Below are 26,321 nucleotides of genomic sequence, written 5' to 3'. Positions count from 1 at the left end.
GCCCGGTTACATTCCGAACCCGGAAGCTAAGCCTTACAGCGCCGATGGTACTGCAGGGGGGACCCTGTGGGAGAGTAGGACGCCGCCGAACAATTTTTATCAGGGTTGGACCCCGGACTTCGGTTCGGGGTCCAACCCTTTTTTGTTGTCCGTCACTTGACGTTCACGTTGCGCAACGAGCATGCACAGCATGGGTACTGCCGCACTGCTCAAGGCCGCCGGCGTCGGGCTCGGCGACGAGGTCGTCGTCCCGGCCTTCGGGAACGTCGAGATCGCCGAATCCGTTGCCATGGCCGGAGCCATGCCCGTGTTCGCCGACATAGATCCCTCCACGTACTGCCTCGACGCCGGTGCCGTGGAGGCCGCCGTGACCTCCCGGACCGCGGCCGTCGTCGTGGTGCACCGGTTCGGCCGGCTCGCCGATCTCGGGCGGCTGCACCGGGTGGGGCAGCGACACGGACTGCTCGTCCTGGAACAGGGGGAGTCCGAGGCGCCATACGACGAGATAGCGCAGCGCAGAGAACGGGCGGCCTATCTGCACGCCAAGTTGAGGGGCGTGCGGACACCGGACGACGGTGACGGACATTCCTACCAGCAGTACGTCGTGCGCATCCCGGGGAACGGGCGACCCGACCGGGACGCCTTCGCGCGAGCCGTGCGCAGCAGGGGAGTTGAGTGCCGGGTCCCGGTGAAGACACCCGTGCACCGGTTGCCCGAGTTCCGGCGGTGCGTCTCGCTGCCGGAGACCGAGCGAGCCGCCGACGAGACGCTCGCACTGCCGGTGGACGCCGCCCTCACCAAGCGGGACATGCAGCGGATCGTCTCCGCCTGTAATGCCCTGGGAGGCCTGCTGCAGCCGGCCTTCTGACGTGGTTGGGAGCAGGCTTCTGTTCGGGGTATGATCTATTCCGTTGCCGCGGGGCGCACCCCCGAAGCGACAGGCCCCTATAGCTCAGTCGGTAGAGCGTCTCCATGGTAAGGAGAAGGTCAACGGTTCGATTCCGTTTGGGGGCTCCGGCAAAGAAGGCCCCACCCTCACGGGTGGGGCCTTCTTTCTTGTCCTAGTCCTGGTGGAGGCCGGGGACGCGCATGGCCAGAATCGCCATGTCGTCGGACGGGGCGTCCGAGGCGAAGCGTTCCACCGCCCGCATGATGCGCGCCGCGACCGCTCCGGCCGTCAGGCCCGTGCAGGTGGTCAGGACGTCGGCGAGGCCGTCGTCGCCCAGCATGCGGGTGCCTTCACGGCGTTCGGTGACGCCGTCCGTGACGCACAGCAGGACGTCGCCCGGGTCGAGCGTGACGGTCTCCTCGTAGAGCTCCAGGTCCTCGATGACGCCGAGGAGGGGCTGGGGTTCGGCGGCCGGTTCGACCGTGCCGTCCTGGCGCAGGCGCAGCGGCAGGGGGTGGCCGGCGCAGACGACCTTCAGCTCCGCGCTGCCGTCCTCCTGAGGGCGCATCTCGCCGTACAGGAGGGTGAGGAAGCGGCTGCGGGCGCCCTCGTCGAGGATGGCGGAGTTGAGGCGCTCCAGGACCGCCGGGCCGCTGAGGCCCTCGCGGGCGAGGAGGCGCAGGGCGTGGCGGGCCAGGCCCGTCACGGCTGCGGCGTTCGGGCCGGTGCCGCAGACGTCGCCGATGGCGAAGCCGTAGGCGCCGTCGCGGATGGGGAAGACGTCGTAGAAGTCGCCGCCGACCTCGTTGCCCTCGCCGGCCGCGCGGTAGATGACCTCGACCTCGACGCCGTCGATGGACGGCAGTTCGGGCGGCAGGAGGCTGCGCTGGAGGGACTGGCTGATCGCCGTGCGCTCCGAGTAGAGGCGGGCGTTGTCCAGGGCCAGGGCGGCCCGGCGGGAGAGGTCCTCGGCGAGTTCCAGGATCTCCTGGCGGAAGTGCTCGTCGGCCGGCTTGCCGAGGGTGAGCATGCCGATGACGCGGTTGCGGGCGACCAGGGGCAGGACTACCGTCTCGCCGCCGACCGCGGAGGCCGTGGCGAGGGTCGGGCCGATGCCGGGGGTGACCTGGGTGCCGGTCCCGCCACTGAGGCCGAGGCTGCGCATCGAGCTGCGCAGGGCGGCCTTGTGGGCGTTCTCGCCGGGGGCCGGCCACACGCGGGCGCCGGGCGTCGGGACCGGGTCGGGCGGCGGGACCTTCGACAGCAGGGACTTGATGCCGTCGATGAGTTCCTCGTCCTCGTGCAGGACGTAGGACAGGTCGGGCTCGGAGGACTGGTCGGCGATCGTGTAGACGGCGCACCAGGTGGCCAGGGTGGGGACCGTCATCTGGGCCATCAGCGCCAGGGTCTGGTCGCGGTCCAGGGTGCCGGCGAGCAGGTCGGAGGCCTCGACCAGGAAGCTGAGGGAGCCGCGGCGCAGCCGCTCCAGCTCGCCCAGGCGCGCCGACTCGACGGCGAGGGCGATGCGGTCTGCGGCGAACTGCAGGCGCAGGGCCTCTTCGTTGGAGTATCGGGCGGGGGCCTCGGCGGCGACTCCGAGGGAGCCGGTGAGACGGCCCTCGACCTTCAGCGGGACCGTGACGACCGAGCGCATGCCGGTGCCGTTCAGCAGGGGGACCGCGCCGGGGACGGCCGCGAGGTCGTCGTGGACGGCGGGCATGCGGGCCGAGCCGTAGCGGCCGGGGCCCGCCTCGACGGGGACGCGGGCGAAGCGCTGACGGGCGGACGGCAGGCCGGTGGAGGCGCGGACCTCCAGTTCCGTCTCGTCGTCGGTGGCGAGCAGGAGGAAGGCGGAGTCGCCGTCGAGCATGTCGCGGGCGCGTTCCACCGTGCGCTGGAGGAGGCCGTCGAGGTCGTCCGGGGCGGGGGAGCCGATGAAGACCTCGAAGGGGTCGGTGCTCTGGCCCTCGGCGCTGCCGGTGCTGTCGGAGGCCGGGACGCGCAGGGGCGTCTGGAGGACGGCCCGTTCGTGGTCGCGCACCAGGAGGCACACGGTTGACGGCTCGCCGCCGGTGTCGCGTACGCGCAGGTGGGAGGCGTAGACGGGGACGACCCGGCCGTCGGCGTCCCGGATGCCGTAGCTGCCCTCCCAGCGGGACAGGCGCAGGGCCTCGGCGATGCCGGTGCTGGTGCCCGGGGTGTGCGGCCAGGCGGCGAAGTCGGTGAGGGGCTTTCCGGTGACCTGGTCGGCGGGGTAGCCGAAGAGGTCCTCGGCGTCCTCGTTCCAGGCGGTGATGTGGCCGGTGCGGTCGATCTGGACGACGGCCACCCGGACCCGGCCGTCGGCCAGGGGGAGCAGCTCGGAGGGGAGGGCCGGTCCGGCGGCGCGGGTGCCGACCGCGCGTGCGGGCAGGTCGAGCTGGAACCAGACGGTCTTGTGGGTGGGTGTGTACTCGACGCCCCAGCGGCCGGCGAGGGCCGCGCACAGCTGCAGGCCGCGGCCGCCCTCGCGGTCGGGGCTGCCCATGGTGACGGCCGTCCCCTGCAGGGGCACCTCGCGCTCCGGGTACCGGTCGGCGACCTCGATGCGCGCGCCCTCGTCGCTGCGCAGGCACAGCACGTCGGCGGAGGTGCCGGCGTGGACGACGGCGTTGGTCACCAGTTCGCTGGTGAGAACGACGGCGTCGTCGACGATGTCGGCGAATCCCCAGCCCTGGAGGGTGTCCCGGACGAACGAGCGGGCGCTCGCGACCGAGCGCCCGACGGGCTCGAAACTGGCGGCCGCGCGCGCGGTGATCACAGAACTCCTCGACCGGTTCTCGTCATGCTGGGCTGCGGGGCCGTCCACTTCGTGCCGCTGGTGCGGCAGTCCGCCCGTCGGCCGGGGGTCCGGGGGCTGTTCCCCCGGGATCAGTCCGGTGGTCATGTGTCTGCGGCCGCCCCTCCGATGCCCGCTCGTCTTCGTGCCACCGCCCAGGCCGGACGGACCGGCGTGGCTGGACAGCCGAATGCAAGGTTACTTACCTTCGCGGTCCGAGCGGGTGCCGGTCTGCAGTGTTTCCGTCCGGAGGGTGTGCGGACGATGTGCGAAGCTGCCGAACTGTTATGGCCTGGTTCGGCCGGGGTGAAACACTGGGCAGGCTTCTCGTACGGGTCCGGGCAGGCTGAGTGCCGGAGGCGTACGGCGGGCAGCAGCCCCTGGGACCGCCCCGGTGCACAGGGCGGAGAATACGCAGTAGTAACCGGTACGCCGAGAGTGGAACCCGAGCACAGCAGTGACGGTCGACCCCTGCGGGAGGGACACAGTGGAGTCTGGCGCAGCGACGCGTGGCAACAGGACGCGCGCGAAAGGCGGACAGTCCCCGAGCAACCAGGGCACAGCGCGCAACGGCACGACCGAGGTGGACACGGCGGCGCTGAACAGGCTGCTGTCGGCTCTGGTGTCCATGCGGGACGGCAACTTCCGCAAGCGGCTCACGGTGTCCGGCGACGGCGTGATGTCGGAGATCGCCGCGGTCTTCAACGAGGTGGCCGACCGGAACCTGCACCTGACGGGCGAGCTGTCCCGGGTGCGGCGGATGGTGGGGCGCGAGGGCAAACTGACCGAGCGGCTGGAGACGGGCGTCTGCGAGGGCTCGTGGGCGACCGCGATCGACAACTCGAACGCCTTGGTGGACGACCTGGTGCGGCCGGTCTCCGAGGTCAGCCGGGTGCTGTCGGCGGTGGCGGACGGTGATCTGTCGCCGCGTATGGAGCTGCGCACGCACGTGCCGGAGGGCAACGGGCAGCCGCTGCGGGGCGAGTTCCTGAAGGTCGGCCGGACCGTGAACAACCTGGTCGACCAGCTGTCGACGTTCACCGACGAGGTCACGCGGGTGGCCAGTGAGGTGGGCACCGAGGGCAAGCTGGGCGGTCAGGCGAGGCTGCGGGGCATGTCGGGGTCGTGGAAGGACCTCACCGACTCCGTCAACACGATGGCGCACCGGCTGACGGCCCAGGTGCGGGACATCGCGCTGGTGACGACGGCGGTCGCGCGGGGCGATCTGTCGCGCAAGGTCACGGTGCACGTGGCCGGCGAGATGCTGGAGCTGAAGAACACCGTCAACACGATGGTGGACCAGCTGTCGGCGTTCTCCTCCGAGGTGACGCGGGTGGCCCGGGAGGTGGGCACCGAGGGCGCGCTGGGCGGGCAGGCGCAGGTGCCCGGCGTGGACGGTGTGTGGAAGGAACTCACCGACTCCGTGAACACCATGGCCGGGAACCTCACGGCCCAGGTGCGCGGGATCGCCGAGGTGACGACCGCGGTCGCCAACGGTGACCTGTCGCGGAAGGTGACGGTGCCGGCGCGCGGTGAGGTCGCGCAGCTCGCCGAGACGATCAACCAGATGACCGAGACGCTGCGGATCTTCGCGGACGAGGTCACACGGGTGGCGAACGAGGTCGGCGCCGAGGGCAGGCTCGGCGGTCAGGCGAACGTGCCGGGTGCGGCGGGAACGTGGAAGGACCTCACCGATTCGGTGAACACGGTCTTCCGGAACCTGACCACGCAGGTGCGGGACATCGCGGCCGTGACGACGGCGGTGGCGAACGGCGATCTTTCGCAGAAGGTCACGGTCGACGTGGCCGGCGAGATGCTGGAGCTGAAGAACACCGTCAACACGATGGTGGACCAGCTGTCCGCCTTCGGTGCCGAGGTGACGCGGGTGGCCCGCGAGGTCGGTGTCGAGGGTGAGCTGGGCGGTCAGGCGCAGGTGCCCGGGGCCGCCGGGACGTGGAAGGACCTGACGGACTCCGTCAACACCGCGTTCCGCAACCTCACCGGGCAGGTGCGGAACATCGCCCAGGTGACGACGGCGGTGGCGAACGGCGACCTGTCGCAGAAGGTCACGGTCGACGTCTCCGGCGAGATGCTCGCGCTGAAGAACACCGTGAACACGATGGTCGACCAGCTGTCGAGCTTCGCCGACCAGGTGACCCGGATGGCGCGGGACGTGGGCACGGAGGGCCGCCTCGGCGGTCAGGCCCGGGTCGACGGCGTGTCGGGCACGTGGAAGGAACTGACCGACTCCGTCAACTCGATGGCCGGCAACCTCACCTCCCAGGTGCGCAACATCGCCCAGGTGACGACGGCGGTGGCCCGGGGCGACCTGTCGCAGAAGATCGACGTGGACGCCCGGGGCGAGATCCTGGAGCTGAAGAACACCATCAACACGATGGTCGACCAGCTGTCGGCCTTCGCGGACCAGGTGACCCGGGTCGCCCGGGAGGTGGGTACGGACGGCCGGCTGGGCGGTCAGGCGCAGGTGCCGGGCGTGGCCGGTGTGTGGCGCGACCTGACGGACTCCGTGAACGGCATGGCGTCCAATCTGACCGGCCAGGTGCGCAACATCGCCCAGGTGGCCACGGCGGTGGCGCGGGGCGACCTGTCCCAGAAGATCACCGTGGACGCCCGCGGGGAGATCCTGGAGCTGAAGAACACCCTGAACACGATGGTGGACCAGCTGTCGTCGTTCGCCGAGGAGGTCACGCGGGTCGCCCGCGAGGTGGGTACGGAGGGCATCCTGGGCGGCCAGGCCGAGGTGCAGGGCGTCTCCGGCACCTGGAAGGACCTCACCCAGTCCGTGAACGGCATGGCGAACAACCTGACCATCCAGGTGCGCAACATCGCGGAGGTCACCACCGCGGTCGCCCGGGGCGACCTGTCGAAGAAGATCACCGTCGACGCCAAGGGCGAGATCCTCGAGCTGGTGACGACCGTCAACACGATGGTCGACCAGCTGTCCTCCTTCGCCGAGCAGGTGACCCGGGTGGCCCGCGAGGTGGGCACCGAGGGCATCCTGGGCGGCCAGGCGCACGTGCCGGGCGTCACGGGCATCTGGAAGGACCTGAGCGACAACGTCAACCTGATGGCGAAGAACCTGACCACGCAGGTGCGCAACATCTCGCAGGTCTCGGCGGCGGTCGCCAACGGTGACCTGACGCGGCAGGTGACCATCGAGGCGCGCGGTGAGGTCGCGCAGCTTGCCGACACCATCAACACGATGGTGAAGACGCTGAGTTCGTTCGCCGAGCAGGTCACCAAGGTGGCCCGCGAGGTGGGCACGGACGGCATCCTCGGCGGCCAGGCGCACGTGCCGGGTGTGGCCGGCACGTGGAAGGACCTCACCGAGTCGGTGAACCAGATGGCGTCGAACCTGACGGGCCAGGTCCGCAACATCGCGATGGTGACCACGGCCATCGCCAAGGGCGATCTGACCAAGAAGATCGACATCGACGCCCGGGGCGAGATCCTGGAGCTGAAGACGACCATCAACACGATGGTCGACCAGCTGTCGTCGTTCGCCGAGGAGGTCACGCGCGTGGCCCGCGAGGTGGGCACGGAGGGGCAGCTCGGCGGGCAGGCACGCGTGCGTGACGTCGACGGCACCTGGCGGGACCTGACGGAGTCGGTGAACGAGATGGCCGGGAACCTGACCCGGCAGGTGCGTGCCATCGCGCGCGTGGCGACGGCGGTGACCCGCGGCGATCTCAACCTGAAGATCGACGTGGACGCGTCCGGGGAGATCCAGGAACTCCAGGACTACATCAACAAGATGATCGCCAACCTGCGCGACACCACCATCGCCAACAAGGAGCAGGACTGGCTCAAGGGCAACCTCGCCCGGATCTCGGCGCTGATGCAGGGCCGCCGGGACCTGGAGGACGTGGCCTCGCTGATCATGAGCGAACTGACCCCGGTGGTCTCGGCGCAGCACGGCGCGTTCTTCCTCGCCATGCCGCTGGTCGACGGCGAGGACATCAACGTCGCGGCCGACGACCAGTACGAGCTGCGGATGGTCGGTTCGTACGGCTACTCGATGGGCTCCATGCCGACGTCGTTCCAGCCCGGTGAGGCGCTGATCGGGACGGCCGCCACGGAGAAGCGCACGATCCTGGTGGAGAACGCGCCGAGCGGCTACCTGAGGATCTCGTCGGGGCTCGGCGAGGCGCCGCCCGCGCAGGTGATCGTGCTGCCGGTGCTGTTCGAGGGGAAGGTCCTCGGGGTCATCGAGCTGGCGTCCTTCACGCCGTTCACGCAGATCCAGAAGGACTTCCTGAACCAGATCGCGGAGATGATCGCCACCAGCGTCAACACCATCTCCGTCAACACCAAGACCGAGTCGTTGCTGGCGCAGTCGCAGGAGCTGACCGAGCAACTGCGTGAGCGGTCCGCCGAGTTGGAGCAGCGGCAGAAGGCGCTGCAGGCGTCCAACGCCGAACTGGAGGAGAAGGCCGAGCTGCTGGCGCAGCAGAACCGCGACATCGAGGTGAAGAACACCGAGATCGAGGAGGCGCGGCAGGTCCTGGAGGAGCGCGCCGAGCAGCTCGCGGTGTCGATGCGCTACAAGAGCGAGTTCCTGGCGAACATGTCGCACGAGCTGCGTACGCCGCTGAACTCGCTGCTGATCCTCGCCAAGCTGCTCGCGGACAACGCCGAGGGGAACCTCTCCCCGAAGCAGGTCGAGTTCGCCGAGACGATCCACGGAGCCGGCTCCGACCTGCTGCAGCTCATCAACGACATCCTGGACCTGTCGAAGGTCGAGGCGGGCAAGATGGACGTCTCCCCGACGCGGATCGCGCTCGTGCAGCTGGTGGACTACGTGGAGGCCACCTTCCGTCCGCTGACCGCCGAGAAGGGCCTGGACCTGTCGGTGCGGGTGTCGCCGGAGCTGCCCGCCACCCTGCACACCGACGAGCAGCGCCTGTTGCAGGTGCTGCGCAACCTGCTGTCGAACGCGGTGAAGTTCACCGACTCGGGTTCGGTTGAGCTGGTGATCAGGCCGGCGCGGGAGGACGTGCCGCAGAAGATCCGGGAGCAGTTGCTGGAGACCGGGTCGCTGACCGATCCGGACGCCGAGCTGATCGCGTTCTCCGTGACGGACACCGGCATCGGCATCGCGTCCAGCAAGATGCGGGTGATCTTCGAGGCGTTCAAGCAGGCCGACGGCACCACCAGCCGCAAGTACGGCGGCACGGGCCTGGGGCTGTCCATCTCGCGGGAGATCGCGCAGCTGCTCGGCGGTGAGATCCACGCGCAGAGCGAGCCGGGGCGCGGCTCGACCTTCACGCTGTACCTGCCGCTGCACCCCAGTGAGCTGCCGCCGCAGGGCTACCAGCAGCAGCTGCCCGCCCTGGAGGCTGCCGAGGCGGTGTCCCAGGGCGACCCGTCGGAGCTGTCCGGCGCGGAGGCCGAGACGCCGGCGGAGGTGACGTCGTACCGCGAGACGCAGAACGGGCCCGCCGCGCTGTTCCGGCGGCGGCGCAGGACGCCCGAGCTGCCGGCGCGGCCCTCCCCGCCCGAGCAGTGGGTCCCCGCCGAGCAGGAGCCGGCGCCGAAACCGCAGCGGGGCATCCGGTTCGGCGGCCAGAAGGTCCTGATCGTCGACGACGACATCCGCAACGTGTTCGCCCTGACCAGCGTCCTGGAGCAGCACGGCCTGTCGGTGCTGTACGCCGAGAACGGCCGGGAGGGCATCGAGGTCCTGGAGCAGCACGACGACGTGGCGGTCGTGCTGATGGACATCATGATGCCCGAGATGGACGGGTACGCGACGACGACGGCGATCCGCAGGATGCCGCAGTTCGCGGGGCTGCCGATCATCGCGCTGACCGCGAAGGCGATGAAGGGCGACCGGGAGAAGGCGATCGAGTCGGGCGCCTCCGACTACGTGACGAAGCCGGTCGACCCCGATCACCTGCTGACGGTGATGGAGCAGTGGATGCGAGGGGAGTGAGGCACGGCCCGCCGGGTGTCCGGCGGGCCGTGAAGGGCGGGCCCGGTGTGGAGGCCGGGCCGGCCGAACTCGGTGGGCGCGCAGCCGTGTAGAACGGGAAGATCCGGGGAACCTTCTGGTCTCCCGCTGCGTTTCCGCTCTGTGCACAGTGACAACACGGTGACAGGGTGTGGCGACGGGCGGGGTGCGGCTACGATGACCGGCACAAGGACGGACGGCGCAAGGGAGTCGTCCCCTGGGGCGGCACCCACCGACGCTTCCCCAGGTCCTGCGGACAGGGGAGGCCCCACGCCGGGGCGAGGAGGGCGGGCCATGGTGCAGAAGGCCAAGATCCTCCTGGTCGATGACCGGCCGGAGAATCTGCTGGCGCTGGAGGCGATCCTCTCTGCGCTCGATCAGACGCTGGTGCGGGCATCGTCCGGGGAGGAAGCGCTCAAGGCGCTGCTCACGGACGACTTCGCGGTCATCCTGCTGGACGTGCAGATGCCGGGCATGGACGGGTTCGAGACCGCCGCGCACATCAAGCGGCGCGAGCGGACCCGGGACATCCCGATCATCTTCCTCACGGCGATCAACCACGGCCCGCACCACACCTTCCGGGGGTACGCGGCGGGCGCGGTCGACTACATCTCCAAGCCGTTCGACCCGTGGGTGCTGCGCGCGAAGGTCTCCGTCTTCGTCGAGCTGTACATGAAGAACTGCCAGCTGCGTGAGCAGGCGTCCCTGCTGCGGCTGCAGTTGGAGGGCAACGGCAAGGACGCGGGCGGCGAGACCAAGGAGCCGGCCGGCCTGCTCGCGGAGCTCTCCGCGCGCCTCGCGGCCGTCGAGGAGCAGGCCGAGGCACTCACCAAGCAGCTGAACGACGAGTCGACCGACGCCGCCGCGGTGGCCACGGCGGCTCATCTGGAGCGCAAGCTCACGGGGTTGCGGCGGGCGCTGGACGCGCTGGAGCCGGGCACCGGAAGCACCTCCTCGGTGTCCTCGCAGAACTGACGCGCGCGCAGGCCGGGTTGTCTCCCCGGTGACCGCGCGTCAGCTTCGCGCCTCTTCCGGGAGCGACACGAACGGGTGAAGCAGTGGGCACACGTGTCCCTTGCCGTCTCCACCGGTAACCTCACACCCATGGCCTCACGTCCCTCCGCAGCCAGGAAGCCGCCCGCGAAGAAGGCGGCCGCTTCGGCGAAGGCTCCGGCGAAGAAGGCCGCTGCCCGAAAGGCCCCCGCGAAGAAGGCGCCCGCCAGGAAGGCCGCGGCCAAGAAGGTCGCGCCCAGGCCGGCGCCCAGTCCCACCGGGGGCGTGTACCGCCTCGTGCGCGCCGTGTGGCTCGGCGTGGCGCACGCCGTCGGCGCCGTCTTCCGCGGCATAGGGCAGGGCGCCAAGAACCTCGACCCGGCGCATCGCAAGGACGGCGTGGCCCTGCTGCTGCTCGGCATCGCCCTGATCGTCGCCGCGGGCACCTGGGCCGACCTCGAGGGCCCGGTGGGCGACCTGGTCGAGATCCTGGTGACCGGTGCCTTCGGCCGGCTCGACCTGCTCGTGCCGATACTGCTCGCGGTCGTCGCGGTGCGGTTCATCCGCCACCCGGAGAAGCCCGAGGCCAACGGACGCATCGTCATCGGCCTGTCCGCGCTCGTCATCGGCGTGCTCGGCCAGGTCCACGTCGCGTGCGGCTCACCCGCGCGCGGTGACGGCATGACGGCCATAAGGGACGCCGGCGGCCTCATCGGCTGGGCCATGGCGACGCCGCTGTCGTACGCCATGGGCGATGTGCTCGCGGTGCCGTTGCTGGTGCTGGTGACGATCTTCGGGCTGCTCGTCGTCACCGCCACGCCGGTCAACGCCATCCCGCAGCGGCTGCGGCTGCTCGGGGTGCGGCTCGGCATCGTCCGGGACCCGGCCGAGTACGACGACTACGGCTACGACGACGACGAGCGCTACGAGGAGCAGTGGCGTGAGGCCCTGCCCGCGCGCCCGCGCGGCAGGCGTGCGCCGGCGCCCGGGGCGTACGACCCCGACAGCGCCGAGCAGGAGGCTCTGTCGCAGCGCCGGGGACGGCCCAGGCGCTCGGCGGTGCCGCAGCCCGACATGGACCGGCCCAGGGACGCCGTGGACGTCGCCGCGGCGGCCGCCGCCGCGCTCGACGGCGCCGTGCTGCACGGCATGCCGCCCTCGCCGGTCGTCGCCGACCTCACCCAGGGCGTGCGCACGGCCGATCCGGAGGCGACCACCCCGACCCCCGTCCCGGCCGCCCGGCCCCAGCAGGACCGGCCGCAGCCCGACCGGCCGCCGCAGGCCGAGCCGCAGCCCCAGAAGCCGAAGGCCGGCGTCCGCGACCTGACGAAGGCGCCGCCCGCCGAGCCCCGCGAACTGCCCCCGCGCGCGGAGCAGCTCCAGCTCGCGGGCGACATCACCTACTCCCTGCCGTCGCTCGACCTGCTCCACCGCGGCGGCCCGGGCAAGGCCCGCAGCGCCGCCAACGACGCCATAGTGGCCGCGCTGACCACCGTCTTCACCGAGTTCAAGGTCGACGCCAGGGTCACCGGCTTCACGCGCGGGCCGACGGTCACGCGCTACGAGGTGGAACTCGGCCCCGCCGTGAAGGTCGAGCGCATCACCGCGCTCGCCAAGAACATCGCCTACGCCGTCGCCTCCCCGGACGTGCGGATCATCAGCCCGATCCCCGGCAAGTCCGCGGTCGGCATCGAGATCCCCAACACCGACCGCGAGATGGTCAACCTCGGTGACGTGCTGCGCCTCGCGGAGTCCGCGGAGGACGACGACCCGATGCTGGTCGCGTTCGGCAAGGACGTCGAGGGCGGCTACGTCATGCACTCGCTGGCGAAGATGCCGCACATGCTGGTCGCCGGCGCCACCGGGTCCGGCAAGTCCTCCTGCATCAACTGCCTGATCACCTCGATCATGATGCGGGCGACCCCCGAGGACGTGCGGATGATCCTGGTCGACCCCAAGCGGGTCGAGCTGACGGCCTACGAGGGCATCCCGCACCTGATCACGCCGATCATCACCAACCCCAAGCGGGCCGCCGAGGCGCTCCAGTGGGTCGTGCGCGAGATGGACCTGCGCTACGACGACCTGGCCGCCTACGGCTACCGGCACATCGACGACTTCAACAAGGCCGTCCGCGAGGGCAAGGTCAAGCCGCCCGAGGGCAGCGAGCGCGAGCTCCAGCCGTACCCCTACCTGCTGGTGATCGTCGACGAGCTGGCCGACCTGATGATGGTCGCGCCGCGCGACGTCGAGGACGCGATCGTGCGCATCACGCAGCTCGCCCGTGCGGCCGGCATCCACCTGGTCCTCGCCACGCAGCGCCCCTCGGTGGACGTCGTCACCGGCCTGATCAAGGCGAACGTGCCCTCCCGGTTGGCGTTCGCCACCTCCTCGCTGGCCGACTCGCGCGTCATCCTCGACCAGCCCGGCGCCGAGAAGCTCATCGGCAAGGGCGACGGGCTGTTCCTGCCCATGGGGGCCAACAAGCCCACCCGTATGCAGGGCGCCTTCGTGACCGAAGCCGAGGTCGCGGCGGTCGTGCAGCACTGCAAGGACCAGATGACGCCGGTCTTCCGGGACGACGTCGTGGTGGGCACCAAGCAGAAGAAGGAGATCGACGAGGACATCGGCGACGACCTCGACCTGCTGTGCCAGGCGGCCGAACTGGTCGTCTCCACGCAGTTCGGCTCCACGTCCATGCTCCAGCGCAAACTGCGCGTCGGCTTCGCCAAGGCCGGGCGGCTGATGGACCTCATGGAGTCGCGGAACATCGTCGGACCGAGCGAGGGTTCGAAGGCTCGTGACGTTCTTGTGAAGCCTGACGAACTGGATGGCGTGCTCGCCCTGATCCGGGGGGAGTCTGAAGGGTAGGGAAACGCGGCGCGGTGATCGTCGGGCTGTACGGCAATCGGGTGGCCTGATCGTGACTCACCCGTAAGGATCAACGGGCAACCGTTTCCCTTCGCCGTACGTCAAGTTGAGGGAAGCGAAACGCAGCGACCCCACCATCGGACTGTCGGGCCATTCCGATGGCGTACAAAGTGTCACCGCCCGGTTGCCCCACCGTTTTGCAATCCCCCTAGACTGAACCTCCAGCGCAGGCGGCTACACGCTCGAAAGGCGCCCCCGTGTCCATCGGCAACTCACCTGAAGACGAGCGTCCGTTCGAAGACGACAGCGTCGCAGCAGATCACGAGGAAGCCCGCCCCTCCATCGGCCACGCCCTGCGGCAGGCCCGTATCGCCGCCGGGCTGACCGTCGACGACGTCAGTAGCGCCACCCGGGTCCGCATGAACATCGTGCACGCGATCGAGGCGGACGACTTCTCGCCCTGCGGCGGGGACGTCTACGCCCGCGGGCACATCAGGACCCTGGCCAAGGCCGTCCATCTGGACCCGGAGCCCCTGCTCGCCCAGTACGGCGAGGAGCACGGCGGGCGTCCGGCGCCGACCCCGGCGGCTCCCCTCTTCGAGGCGGAGCGCATCCGTCCGGAGCGGCGGGGGCCCAACTGGACCGCGGCCATGGTCGCCGCGATCGTCGCCGTGATCGGCTTCGTCGGGTTCACCATGTTCCAGGGCGGCGACGACGGCGGCAACGAGGCGAACGTGGCCGAGGGCTCCACGCCCAGCGACTCCGCCTCGCCGACCACCAAGACCAAGAAGCCCGCCGACCCCAAGCCCGAGCCGTCCGACAGCGCCATCGCCGCCGCGCCGCAGGACAAGGTCACCGTCCGCGTGGCCGCCGCCGACGGCCGCAGCTGGATCGCGGCCAAGGACCACAACGGCCGGATGCTCTTCGACGGCGTCCTCAAGCAGGGCGACACCAAGACCTTCCAGGACAGCACCAAGGTTCACCTCGTCCTCGGCGACGCCGGCGCGATCGACCTCTTCGTCAACGGCAAGAAGATCGAAGAGGACTTCCAGCCCGGTTCCGTCGAACGCCTGACCTACACCAAGGGCGATCCCGAAGCCGGATGACCTGTCCGTAAAGCGCACTTAGCACGGGGTTGGCCGGGAAACGGCCAACCCCGTCGACGTGGGGTGTCGGCGGGACGAAGTAGTCTTGAGCCCATGCCTGAACGCCGTACCGTCGCACTCGTCACCCTTGGCTGCGCCCGTAACGAGGTGGACTCGGAGGAGCTCGCAGGCCGTTTGGAGGCGGACGGCTGGCAGCTCGTCGAGGACGCCGAGGAAGCCGACGTCGCCGTCGTGAACACCTGCGGCTTCGTCGAAGCCGCCAAGAAGGACTCCGTCGACGCCCTCCTCGAAGCCAACGACCTCAAGGGGCACGGCAGAACCCAGGCCGTCGTGGCGGTGGGCTGCATGGCCGAGCGGTACGGCAAGGAACTCGCCGAGGCCCTCCCCGAGGCCGACGGCGTCCTCGGATTCGACGACTACGCGAACATCTCCGACCGGCTGCAGACCATCCTCAACGGCGGCATCCACGCCGCGCACACCCCGCGCGACCGGCGCAAGCTGCTGCCGATCAGCCCGGCGGAGCGCCAGGAGTCGGCAGCCGAGGTCGCCCTGCCCGGACACGGCCCCGCCGAGCCCGCCGTCGCGCCCGCCGACCTCCCGGAGGGCCTCGCACCGGCCTCCGGCCCCCGTGCGCCGCTGCGCCGCCGCCTGGACGGTTCGCCGGTCGCCTCGGTGAAGCTCGCCTCCGGCTGCGACCGCCGCTGCTCCTTCTGCGCCATCCCGTCCTTCCGCGGCTCCTTCATCTCGCGCCGTCCCTCGGACGTGCTGAACGAGACGCGCTGGCTGGCCGAGCAGGGCGTCAAGGAGATCATGCTGGTCTCCGAGAACAACACCTCCTACGGCAAGGACCTGGGCGACATCCGGCTGCTGGAGTCCCTGCTGCCCGAGCTGGCCGAGGTCGACGGCATCGAGCGGGTGCGCGTCAGCTACCTCCAGCCGGCCGAGATGCGGCCCGGCCTGATCGACGTCCTGACCTCCACCCCGAAGGTCGCCCCCTACTTCGACCTGTCCTTCCAGCACTCCGCGCCCGGTGTGCTGCGCGCGATGCGCCGCTTCGGCGACACCGACCGCTTCCTGGAACTGCTCGACACCATCCGCAGCAAGGCGCCCGAGGCCGGCGTGCGCTCCAACTTCATCGTCGGTTTCCCCGGCGAGAGCGAGGCGGACCTCGCGGAGCTGGAGCGGTTCCTGAACGGCGCGCGGCTGGACGCCATCGGCGTCTTCGGCTACTCCGACGAGGAGGGCACCGAGGCCGCGACCTACGACGGCAAGCTCGACCAGGACGTCGTCGACGAGAGGCTGGCCCGCGTCTCGCGGCTCGCGGAGGAACTCGTCTCGCAGCGCGCCGAGGAGCGGGTCGGCCAGACGGTGCACGTCCTCGTCGAGTCCGTGGACGACGAGGAGGGCGTGTACGGGCGCGCGGAGCACCAGGCGCCCGAGACGGACGGCCAGGTGCTGCTCACGAGCGGCGAGGGTCTGAGCACCGGCCGTATGGTCGAGGCGAAGGTGGTCGGCACGGAAGGTGTCGACCTGGTGGCCGAGCCGCTGCAGGGCTCGTTCGCCTTGCCTGCGTGGAGTGAGGAGGCGGGCAGATGACCGGTGTCCCGGCATCCGCGGCGGGTGGTGCCTCCGGCGCGCGGAGTGCCGCGGCCGGAGCGGTGTCCCCGGCCGGCACGGTGTCCCCGGCCGCCGCGGCCTCGGGGACGGTTCCCGGGATGGTGGCGGGGCGCGCGGCGGCTCCGTCGGCCGACGGCGGACCGTCCGCGGCCGGGTCCGGAGCGCCCGACGAGGCGGAGTGTGGTGGCGCCGCCGGCGCGGTGCCCGGCCGTGAGCCGGTCGCGGGGGACGCCGGTGCCCACGGGGACGGCGCGCCCGGCGCCGATGGCAGTGGCACGGCCGGCGGCAGCGGCGCGGCGGGCGGCGCCGGTGACGGTCGTGCGGTGGTCGGTGACGGTGGCGTGATGCTCGGGGAGGCCGAGGGCCTCGACGGCAGGGGCGGCGACGGCAGGCACCCGCGGGGCGCGAAGCTGGCGGCCGCGGCCGTCAACCAGGCCAGCGTCTGGAACATCGCCAATCTGCTGACCATGCTCCGGCTCGTCCTGGTGCCGGCCTTCGTCGCGCTCATGCTCGCCGACGGCGGATATGACCCGGCCTGGCGCTCGCTGGCCTGGGCGGCCTTCGCCATCGCCATGATCACCGACCTCTTCGACGGCCATCTCGCCCGTACGTACAACCTCGTCACGGACTTCGGGAAGATCGCCGACCCCATCGCCGACAAGGCGATCATGGGCGCGGCGCTCGTCTGCCTCTCGGCGCTCGGCGATCTGCCCTGGTGGGTCACCGGCGTCATCCTCGGCCGGGAACTCGGCGTCACCCTGCTGCGTTTCCTCGTCATCCGCTACGGCGTCATCCCCGCCAGCCGCGGCGGGAAGCTGAAGACCCTCACCCAGGGCGTGGCCGTCGGGATGTACGTGCTGGCGCTGACGGGCTGGCTGGCCACCCTGAGGTGGTGGGTGATGGCCGCGGCGGTCGTGCTGACCGTGGTGACCGGGCTCGACTATGTGAAACAGGCCATTGTGCTGCGCCGGCGGGGAATCGCCGAGCGCAAGGCTGCGTTGGAGGAGACGGAAGCGTGAGTTCCACGGCCACCGACGTGGTGCGACTACTCACGGTGAAGGGCGGGACGCTCGCTGTCGCGGAGTCCTTGACGGGTGGCCTCGTGGCCGCGGAGATCACGTCGGTCCCCGGGGCGTCCAAGGTCTTCAGAGGCTCGGTGACCGCTTACGCCACCGACCTCAAGCATGAGCTGCTCGGCGTCGACGCCACTCTGCTGGCGGCACAGGGCGCGGTGGATCCGCAGGTCGCGGCCCAGATGGCGGCGGGGGTACGTGCAGCGCTCGGTGCCGACTGGGGGATCGCGACCACCGGAGTCGCGGGACCGGAGTCCCAGGACGGCCGGCCCGTCGGGACGGTCTACGTCGCCGTGGACGGGCCCTTCGGACCGGATTCCGGTTCTGCCCGCGGCGGAAAAGTGGAGGGTCTGCGGTTGAACGGCAGCCGCGAGGAAATTCGTAGAGAGAGTGTACGGAGCGTACTCGCACTGCTTCTGAAGGAGCTTGCGGGCGAACAGACCAGGAATGAGCCGGCACAGGATACGGAACGGAACGGGGGGTTTTGATGTTTGCAGCCCTGAGTGAACACGACATCGCTCCCCGCACGGCCGCGGCGCAAGGCGGTACGGTGGGGCGTAATGGATGCGGCTACGCGGTCCGAGGAGGGAGCCACCGATGATTCTGCTCCGTCGCCTGCTGGGTGACGTGCTGCGTCGGCAGCGCCAGCGCCAGGGCCGTACTCTGCGCGAAGTCTCCTCGTCCGCCCGAGTCTCACTCGGCTATCTCTCCGAGGTGGAGCGGGGGCAGAAGGAGGCTTCCTCCGAGCTGCTCTCCGCCATCTGCGACGCGCTGGACGTACGGATGTCCGAGCTCATGCGGGAAGTGAGCGACGAGCTCGCCCTCGCGGAGCTGGCCCAGTCTGCTGCGGCCACCCCCAGCGAGCCTGTGCCCACACCGGTACGACCCATGCTGGGTTCCGTTTCGGTGACCGGTGTGCCACCGGAACGGGTGACCATCAAGGCGCCTGCCGAGGCGGTGGACGTCGTCGCCGCGTGAGGCTCCACGCTCACACGGCATGAACGAGGCCCCGGTCGGGCTTCTCCGGAGATCCGGAGGGGCACCGGTCCGGGGTTTTCGCTTGCCCGGGTGCGGTGAGGCCTGGGGCGCGCCCGGCTGGACGCCGGGCCCTGCCGGCTACCTGCTGTCCGAATTGTCTGCGTTTGCCGGTGGGGCGCGGGGCGGTCATCGTTGAGGGGATGGCGGGGGCAGTTCTCGGAGGTGCGGATGTACGTCGTGAAGAGCCCGTTGTCGGACGCGAGCCTGAAGACCGTGTCCGAGGCACTGCAGGGCGCCCTGGTCGACCTGGTGGACCTCGCCCTCGTGGCGAAGCAGATCCACTGGAACGTGGTGGGGCCGCGCTTCCGTTCCGTGCACCTCCAGCTCGACGAGGTCGTCGACACCGCACGCACCTACTCCGACACCGTGGCGGAGCGGGCCGCGGCACTGGGGATCTCGCCCGACGGGCGGGCGGCGACTGTGGCCGTCGGCAGCGGCATCGGCGTCACCCCGGAGGGCTGGGTCGACGACACCACCGCGGTGGGGACGCTGGTCGAGGCACTGGGCGCGGTGATCGCGCGGATGCGGGAGCGGATCGAGACGACCGGCGAGCCCGATCCCGTGAGCCAGGACATCTTCATCGGGATGACGGCGGCCCTGGAGAAGCATCACTGGATGTTCCAGGCCGAGAACGGGTGAGCCGGGCGGGCGCCACGGCGGACGCCGGGCCGGGCGAGCCGTGGGGGCCGTGTGGGGCATACGGGCCGCGGGGTTCCTGTGGGCCGGGAGGTGGGCACGTGGCTCTCGCCGTTCGGCGCGCAGGGGAGCGTGGCGCGTCGGGACGTGCGCGGGGTGCGCCGGCGCCCGCCGTCCGAAGGGGGCGCGGTGGTCGCCGCCCGGATGTGGGGCGGGGGTGGGGGGCGTGGCGGGCATAGTGCGCTGGGGGGTGCGCGGTACCGCGTTCGGGTTCGGTGCGCTGTGGTGGTGGGCGGTGCTGCGGCTGGTGACGGAGTCCGAGGCGGGGCTGCTGGAGGCGGCGGTCGCCGCCGGGGGCTGGGGGTTGAGCGTGCTGCCGGTGCATTGCGTGCCGAAGCGGCGGGCGCCGGGGACCGTGGCTGCCGCGCGCAGCCGGAGCGGGTGGATATCTGCACGGCGTAGGACGGACGCGCGTCGGGGGTGAGCCCGCTGACCGAGGCCGTCGTGCGGTGCGTGCAGGCGCCGACGGCTCCGAGGAGATCCAGGGCTCCGCGGCGCGTACGGCAGGCCGTCACATGGTGTGGCTGCGCCGGCGGGCGGGGGAGAGGGCCGGGGACGGGCCCGGCTGACACGTGGGGCACCAGTAGGTGGGGCGTTCCCGGGAGCCGTCGCCCTGGTCGGCGACCCTGATCGGGGTGCCGCAGCGCAGGCAGGGGCGGCGGGCCCGGCCGTAGACGAAGAGGTCCTGGCCGCGGCGGCCCGTGGTGACGCGGACCGGGCGCTCGCGGTTGAACTCCAGCAGCTTCTTGGCCAGCTCGGGCAGGTGCGCGGTCCGGTCGGCGGGCAGGTCCCCGACCGGCAGCCAGGGCGTGACACCGAGGAGGAAACACATCTCGCACTTGAAGACATTGCCGATACCGGCGAGGTTGCGCTGGTCGAGCAGGGCCTCGCCGAGGGAACGCGCCGGATCCTGCAGGACGTTGGCGAGGGCGCGGTCGGGGTCCCAGTCCGGGCCCAGGAGGTCGGGGCCGAGGTGGCCCACGGCGCGGGACTCGTCGGCGGTGCGCAGCAGTTCCAGGACGGGGAGGCGGTAGCCGACGGCCGTGCGCTCCGTGGTGCCGAGGATCGCGCGGATCTGGTGCCCGGGCCCGCCGGTCCAGCGCCGGCCGTTCTCGTAGATCTTCCAGGCGCCGTCCATCCGCAGGTGCGAGTGGAGCGTCAGCCCGCCCTCGATGCGAGTGAGGAGGTGCTTGCCGCGGGGCGTGACGTCCAGGACCGTGCGGCCGGTGAGGTCGGCCGTGGCGAAGCGGGGCACCCGGAGGTCGCTGCGGGTCAGCACCCTGCCCGCGAGGGCGTCGTGCAGCCGCCTCGCGGCCTGCCAGACCGTGTCACCTTCGGGCATGGTTCAAGAGTCGCACGCCGGCCGGGGATCAAACCCTCAGACGCAGACCGCGGGGCGTCGCGATGAAGCCCGCTCCTTCCAGCAGGGTGCCGATGGGGGACGTGAGGGCCTGGGCGCCGTTGACGCGCTCCACGGTGACCGTGCCGAGGGAGCCGGCCCGGGCGGCTGCGGCGAGGGCCTCCGCCGCGGTGCGCAGACGCGGATCGTCGGTGGGGGTGCCGTCCGGGTCGGCGGCCCAGGCGAGCAGGGTCTTGCCGCCGCGTTCCATGTAGAGCGTCAACTCGCCCTCGACGAGCACCACCAGGGAGCCGGCCTTCCGGCCGGGCTTGTGCCCGGCGCCGGTCGGCGGCTCGGGCCAGGGCAGGGCGGCGCCGTACGCGTTCGCCGGGTCGGCGGCGGCCAGGACGACGGCACGGGACGCGTCGGTACGGTCGCGGCGGGCGGAGAACCCGGAACCGTACGATCCGTACGGGCTCCCTCCACCGTTGTACCAGGGCGGTGTGTCCTGGGCCGGGTGGTCGCGCGGGGACACCCACTCGTCCCGCGCGCGGGGTGGGGCGCCGAACGGGGCGTCCGGGACGTCGGGGCCGGGGAGGCCGTCGAGGCCCGGGTGAGCGGTGTGGTCGCCGGCGGGCGGGGCGGCGGGGTCGTCCGGGCCGGCGAAGTCGTGAGCGGCGAAGTCATGGTTGGCGAACTCGTCCTGGCCGGTCCCCGCAGGCGGGGCGGGCAGGCCCTCGCCCCGGTCGCGGGCGTTGGACACCGCGCGCAGCCGGTCCACGGCGCCGTCCATCGCGAACTGGGCGGCGCCGAGTCCCTCCACCACATAGCCGCGGCGGGCCTGGCCGCTGTCCTCGAAGGCCGACAGGACGCGGTACGTGGCCGAGAAGCCGCCCTCGACGCCCTCCGCGGCGACCGCACCCCTGGTCACGACGCCGTGCCGGTCGAGCAGGGTGCGGGCGAGGGCATGCGCCCGGACGGTCGGGTCCGGCTCGTGGGCGGGAAGCAGGGACCAGCGGCCGGCGACCGTCGGCGGGCCGGACCGGGACGCGGTACGGGCGGCGGCGGTCAGGGAGCCGTAGCGGCCGCGCGGGACGGCGCGCTTGGCGCGGTGGGCCGTGGACCCGGCGGTGCGGCCCGAGCCGAGCAAGGAGCGCATGGGGGTGAGCGTGTCGTTGGTCAGACGGCCCGACCAGGCCAGGTCCCACAGGGCGTCGGCGAGCTGCTGATCACCGGCCTCGGGGTGGGTGGTGGCCCGGACCTGGTCGGCGATCTGCCGGAAGAACAGGCCGTAGCCGCCGGAGAGGGTGTCCAGGACCGACTGGTGCAGGGCGGTCAGCTCCAGCGGGTGCGGGGGCGGCAGGAGCAACGGGGCCGCGTCCGCCAGGTAGAGGGAGACCCAGCCGTCCTTGCCCGGCAGGGAGCCCGCCCCGGCCCAGACGATCTCCCCGGCGGTGGTCAGCTCGTCCAGCATGGCGGGCGTGTAGTTCACGACCCGGGACGGCAGGACGAGCTTCTCCAGGGCGGACGCGGGCACGGACGCGCCCTGCAACTGCTCGACGGCGCGCACCAGCCCGTCGATGCCGCGCAGGGCGTGCCCCTTGCCGATGTGCTGCCACTGGGGGAGGAACTGGGCGAGCGCGGGCGGCGGCACCGGCTCCAGTTCGTGGCGCAGGGCGGCCAGGGAGCGGCGACGCAGGCGGCGCAGCACGGCGGCGTCGCACCACTCCTGGCCGATGCCGGCCGGATGGAACTCGCCCTGGACGACCCGGCCCGCCGCGGCGAGCCGTTGCAGCGCACCCTCGGTGACGGCCACGCCCAGACCGAAGCGGGCCGCTGCCGTGGCGGAGGTGAACGGCCCGTGGGTGCGGGCGTAGCGGGCGAGGAGATCGCCCAGAGGGTCCTTGACGGGCTCGGTGAAGGCCTCCGGGACGCCGACGGGCAGGGCGGTGCCCAGGGCGTCGCGCAGACGGCCCGCGTCCTCGATCCCCGCCCAGTGGTCGGCTCCGGCGATCCTGACGCGGATGGCCCGGCGCGCACCGGCGAGTTCCTGCGCCCACTGGGATTCGGCGCCCCGCTCGGCGAGCTCCGCGTCCGTGAGCGGGCCCAGCATGCGGAGCAGGTCCGCGACGCCCTCGGCATCCTTGACCCGGCGGTCCTCGGTGAGCCATTGCAGCTCACGCTCCAGCTCGGTCAGGACCTCCGCGTCGAGCAGTTCGCGCAGTTCCGCCTGGCCCAGCAGCTCGGCCAGCAGGCGCGAGTCCAGCGACAGGGCGGCGGCTCGGCGTTCGGCGAGCGGGGAGTCGCCCTCGTAGAGGAACTGGGCGACGTAGCCGAACAGCAGGGAGCGGGCGAAGGGGGACGGCTCGGGGGTGGTCACCTCGACGAGGCGGACCTTGCGGGACTCCAGGTCGCCCATCAGCTCGACGAGTCCGGGCACGTCGAAGACGTCCTGCAGGCACTCGCGGACCGCTTCCAGGACGATCGGGAAGGAGCCGAACTCGCTCGCCACCTGCAGCAGCTGGGAGGCGCGCTGCCGCTGCTGCCACAGCGGGGTGCGCCTGCCCGGGTTGCGGCGCGGCAGCAGCAGCGCGCGGGCGGCGCACTCGCGGAACCGGGAGGCGAAGAGGGCCGAGCTGCCCACCTGGTCGGTGACGACCTGGTCGACCTCGCCCTTGTCGAAGACGACGTCGGCGGCGCCCACGGGTGCCTGCTCGGCGTCGTACTCCCGGCCCGTTGTCACCGGGTCCTGGTCGAGCAGGTCCAGGCCCATCAGGTCGGCGTCCGGCAGGCGCAGCACGATGCCGTCGTCGGCATGCATCACCTGGGCGTCCATGCCGTACCGCTCGGACAGCTTGGCGCCGAGCGCGAGCGCCCAGGGGGCGTGCACCTGAGCACCGAAGGGGGAATGCACCACCACGCGCCAGTCGCCGAGCTCGTCACGGAACCGCTCCACGACGATCGTCCGGTCGTCCGGGACGTGACCGCAGGCCTCTCGCTGTTCGGCCAGGTAGGACAGCACGTTGTCGGCCGCCCAGGCGTCCAGTCCGGCGGCGAGCAGGCGCAGCCGGGCGTCCTCCTCGGACAGCGAGCCCACCTCGCGCAGGAACGCGCCCACCGCCCGGCCCAGCTCCAGCGGGCGGCCCAGCTGGTCGCCCTTCCAGAAGGGCAGCCGGCCCGGGACACCGGGGGCGGGTGAGACCAGCACGCGGTCGCGGGTGATGTCCTCGATGCGCCAGGAGCTGGTGCCCAGGGTGAAGACGTCACCGACGCGGGACTCGTAGACCATCTCCTCGTCGAGCTCGCCGACCCGGCCGCCGCCCTTCTTGGGGTCGGAACCCGCGAGGAAGACGCCGAACAGGCCGCGGTCGGGGATCGTGCCGCCGGAGGTGACGGCCAGGCGCTGGGCGCCGGGACGGCCGGTGATCTCACCGGTGACGCGGTCCCACACCACGCGCGGACGCAGCTCCGCGAAGGCGTCGGACGGATAGCGGCCCGCCAGCATGTCGAGGACCGCGGTGAACGCGGACTCGGGCAGCGACGCGAAGGGGGCCGCCCGGCGCACGGTGGCGAGGAGGTCGTCGAACTGCCAGGTGTCCAGGGACGTCATGGCGACGATCTGCTGGGCCAGGACGTCCAGCGGGTTGGCGGGCACCCTGAGGGACTCGATGGCGCCGGTCCGCATGCGCTCGGTCACCACGGCCGCCTGGACCAGGTCGCCGCGGTACTTGGGGAAGACGACGCCGGTGGAGACCGCCCCCACCTGGTGGCCCGCCCGGCCCACGCGCTGCAGGCCGGAGGCCACCGAGGGCGGGGACTCGACCTGGACCACGAGGTCCACCGCGCCCATGTCGATGCCCAGTTCGAGGCTGGACGTGGCCACCACCGCCGGCAGACGGCCCGCCTTGAGGTCCTCCTCGACGAGGGCGCGCTGCTCCTTGGACACCGATCCGTGGTGCGCCCGGGCGATGACCTGCGGTGCGCCCTGGGCGGCCCCCGAGCCGCCCATGAGCGCGGCGGGGGAGTGGTGCTCCTCCAGGGGCTCACCCGTGGCCCGCTCGTAGGCGATCTCGTTCAGGCGGTTGCACAGGCGCTCCGCGAGGCGGCGGGAGTTCGCGAAGACGATCGTGGAGCGGTGCGACTGGACGAGGTCGGTGATCCGCTCCTCCACGTGCGGCCAGATCGAGGGCCGCTCGGCGCCCTCCTGGCCGTCGGCCACCGGGGAGCCGCCCAGCTCGGCCAGGTCCTCGACCGGGACCACCACGGACAGGTCGAACTCCTTGCCCGACTCGGGCTGGACGATCTCCACCTTGCGGCGGGGCGAGAGGAAGCGGGCCACCTCGTCGACCGGCCGGACCGTCGCCGACAGTCCGATGCGCCGGGCGGGCCTGGGCAGGAGCTCGTCCAGCCGCTCCAGGGACAGGGCGAGGTGGGCGCCGCGCTTGGTGCCGGCGACCGCGTGCACCTCGTCGAGGATCACCGTCTCGACACCGGCCAGCGCGTCGCGGGTGGCCGACGTCAGCATCAGGAACAGCGACTCCGGCGTGGTGATCAGGATGTCCGGGGGGCGGGTCGACAGGGCACGGCGCTCGGCGGGCGGGGTGTCACCCGAGCGGATACCGACCTTCACCTCGGGCTCGGGCAGGCCCAGGCGCACGGACTCCTGACGGATGCCGGTCAAAGGACTGCGGAGGTTGCGCTCGACGTCCACGGCCAGGGCCTTCAGCGGCGAGACGTACAGCACGCGGCAGCGCTTCCTGGGGTCGGCCGGAGGAGGCGTCGAGGCCAGCTGGTCCAGGGCCGCCAGGAAGGCCGCCAGCGTCTTGCCGGACCCGGTGGGGGCGACGACCAGCACGTCCGAGCCCTCGTGGATGGCCTGCCATGCCCCGGCCTGGGCCGTGGTGGGCGCGGAGAAGGCACCCGTGAACCAGGCGCGGGTCGCGGGGGAGAAGCCGTCCAGGGGTCCGGGTGCAGTGCTGGCCATGCGTCCATCGTGCACCCCGCCACTGACAACCGGCCGGACACGGATCGGCGGGGCCCGGCGTCCGGTCCCCCGGCAGCCGGACAATGGTCATATGAACGAGCGCGCGCGGCACTGGCAGTACGACGAGCTGCCCGGGGTCGATCTGCTGCGGGCCCGGTACGTCCGGAAGACCTTTGTGCGGCACACGCACGAGAACTTCGTGATCGCCGCCATCGCGGACGGGGTGGAGGTCTTCCACCACGGCGGCGGCGACCAGTACGCGGGCGCCGGGGCCCTGGCGCTGGTCAATCCGGACACGCCGCACACCGGACGGGCCGGGGTACCAGAGGGCTGGCGGTACGGAGCGGTGTACCCGTCTCCCGACGTCGTCGCGGAGATCGCCGCCGAGACCACGTCGCTGCGCGGGACGCCGGGCTTCGTGAGCCCGGTGGTGGACGACCCGTACGCCGTCGGGCTGGTGCATCAGGTGCTGCGGGCGGCCGACGAGGGCAACGCGCTCGCCGCGGACACCCTGCTGCGGGTCGCCGTGACCAGGCTGCTGCGGCTGAACGGGGGACCCCTGCCGCAACGTGAGGTGCGTACCGCCGGAGCACGCATCGCCGCACGCGCGCGTGGGGTGCTGGAGGAACGCATGGCACGACCGCCGAGCCTGGAGCGCCTGGCAGCCGACCTCGGAACGAGTCCCTTCGCCCTGCTACGGGCCTTCCGGGACACCTACGGGATGCCGCCCCACACCTGGCTCACCGACGCGCGCGTGCGCCGGGCCCGGGCCCTGCTCGACCTCGGGACGGCGCCCTCGGAGGTCGCCGTGGCCGTGGGCTTCACCGACCAGCCGCACCTGAACCGGCACTTCGGCCGCATCGTCGGTGTACCCCCGGGCGCGTACCAGCGGGAGCGCAAGAACGTACAAGACGTGCGCTGACCCT

Annotated in this window: 14 protein-coding genes, 1 tRNA gene and 1 rRNA gene; 13 read left to right on the top strand and 3 right to left on the bottom strand. The window is 71.7% G+C overall.

The window, feature by feature from the left end; genetic code table 11:
* From rrf to ACZ4M5_RS28750, 3 genes are all read left to right on the top strand, one after another.
* Positions 1-91 (top strand): 5S ribosomal RNA (gene rrf, locus ACZ4M5_RS28760); the annotation flags it as partial.
* 114 nt (positions 92-205) lie between these two features.
* Positions 206-868, top strand: coding sequence for a DegT/DnrJ/EryC1/StrS family aminotransferase (locus tag ACZ4M5_RS28755; protein ID WP_467740962.1), 663 nt, complete (start codon positions 206-208; stop codon positions 866-868).
* Between the two features lie 73 nt (positions 869-941).
* Positions 942-1,014, top strand: a tRNA-Thr gene (locus ACZ4M5_RS28750).
* 47 nt (positions 1,015-1,061) lie between these two features.
* Here the strand turns inward: ACZ4M5_RS28750 and ACZ4M5_RS28745 are convergent.
* Positions 1,062-3,815 carry a SpoIIE family protein phosphatase gene (locus ACZ4M5_RS28745; RefSeq protein WP_467740938.1) on the bottom strand — a complete coding sequence of 918 codons (2,754 nt, stop codon included), beginning with the start codon at positions 3,813-3,815 and terminating at the stop codon, positions 1,062-1,064.
* 379 nt (positions 3,816-4,194) lie between these two features.
* On the opposite strand from ACZ4M5_RS28745, the gene ACZ4M5_RS28740 reads away from it, so the two are divergent.
* From ACZ4M5_RS28740 to ACZ4M5_RS28700, 9 genes are all read left to right on the top strand, one after another.
* Positions 4,195-9,663, top strand: coding sequence for a HAMP domain-containing protein (locus ACZ4M5_RS28740; RefSeq protein WP_467740936.1), 5,469 nt, complete (start codon positions 4,195-4,197; stop codon positions 9,661-9,663).
* 312 nt (positions 9,664-9,975) lie between these two features.
* Positions 9,976-10,656 (top strand): response regulator, encoded by a 681-nt coding sequence (locus ACZ4M5_RS28735; protein WP_467740934.1) that lies wholly within the window; start codon positions 9,976-9,978, stop codon positions 10,654-10,656.
* 129 nt (positions 10,657-10,785) lie between these two features.
* Complete coding sequence (locus ACZ4M5_RS28730; protein ID WP_467740932.1) at positions 10,786-13,542, top strand: DNA translocase FtsK; 2,757 nt, start codon at positions 10,786-10,788, stop codon at positions 13,540-13,542.
* A 257-nt stretch (positions 13,543-13,799) separates the two neighbouring features.
* Positions 13,800-14,648 carry a helix-turn-helix domain-containing protein gene (locus ACZ4M5_RS28725; protein ID WP_467740930.1) on the top strand — a complete coding sequence of 283 codons (849 nt, stop codon included), beginning with the start codon at positions 13,800-13,802 and terminating at the stop codon, positions 14,646-14,648.
* Between the two features lie 93 nt (positions 14,649-14,741).
* Positions 14,742-16,244, top strand: a complete 1,503-nt coding sequence (rimO, locus tag ACZ4M5_RS28720) for a 30S ribosomal protein S12 methylthiotransferase RimO (protein ID WP_467740928.1) — start codon at positions 14,742-14,744, stop codon at positions 16,242-16,244.
* 365 nt (positions 16,245-16,609) lie between these two features.
* On the top strand, positions 16,610-17,284 hold the full coding sequence (gene pgsA / locus ACZ4M5_RS28715; protein WP_467740960.1) for a CDP-diacylglycerol--glycerol-3-phosphate 3-phosphatidyltransferase: 675 nt from the start codon (positions 16,610-16,612) through the stop codon (positions 17,282-17,284).
* A complete protein-coding gene (locus ACZ4M5_RS28710; RefSeq protein WP_467740926.1) occupies positions 17,281-17,826 on the top strand; it encodes a CinA family protein in 546 nt (181 codons plus the stop codon). The genes pgsA and ACZ4M5_RS28710 overlap by 4 nt, the downstream gene beginning before the upstream one ends.
* Before the next feature lie 109 nt (positions 17,827-17,935).
* Positions 17,936-18,316 carry a helix-turn-helix domain-containing protein gene (locus tag ACZ4M5_RS28705; protein ID WP_003993396.1) on the top strand — a complete coding sequence of 127 codons (381 nt, stop codon included), beginning with the start codon at positions 17,936-17,938 and terminating at the stop codon, positions 18,314-18,316.
* 228 nt (positions 18,317-18,544) lie between these two features.
* Complete coding sequence (locus ACZ4M5_RS28700; protein ID WP_467740924.1) at positions 18,545-19,015, top strand: Dps family protein; 471 nt, start codon at positions 18,545-18,547, stop codon at positions 19,013-19,015.
* Positions 19,016-19,583: 568 nt separating this feature from the next.
* On the opposite strand, the gene ACZ4M5_RS28695 is transcribed toward ACZ4M5_RS28700, so the two are convergent.
* Both ACZ4M5_RS28695 and ACZ4M5_RS28690 read right to left on the bottom strand, forming a co-directional pair.
* Positions 19,584-20,414 carry an Fpg/Nei family DNA glycosylase gene (locus ACZ4M5_RS28695; RefSeq protein WP_467740922.1) on the bottom strand — a complete coding sequence of 277 codons (831 nt, stop codon included), beginning with the start codon at positions 20,412-20,414 and terminating at the stop codon, positions 19,584-19,586.
* Positions 20,415-20,442: 28 nt separating this feature from the next.
* Positions 20,443-25,395 carry an ATP-dependent helicase gene (locus ACZ4M5_RS28690; RefSeq protein ID WP_467740920.1) on the bottom strand — a complete coding sequence of 1,651 codons (4,953 nt, stop codon included), beginning with the start codon at positions 25,393-25,395 and terminating at the stop codon, positions 20,443-20,445.
* Positions 25,396-25,486: 91 nt separating this feature from the next.
* On the opposite strand from ACZ4M5_RS28690, the gene ACZ4M5_RS28685 reads away from it, so the two are divergent.
* The gene (locus tag ACZ4M5_RS28685) at positions 25,487-26,317 is read left to right on the top strand and encodes an AraC family transcriptional regulator (protein WP_467740918.1); all 831 of its coding nucleotides are present in this window, start codon (positions 25,487-25,489) and stop codon (positions 26,315-26,317) included.
* Positions 26,318-26,321: the final 4 nt, after the last annotated feature.

The sequence above is a fragment of the Streptomyces sp. NPDC026246 genome, from assembly GCF_055567995.1.
This window is presented reverse-complemented; position numbering and strand designations above follow the sequence as displayed.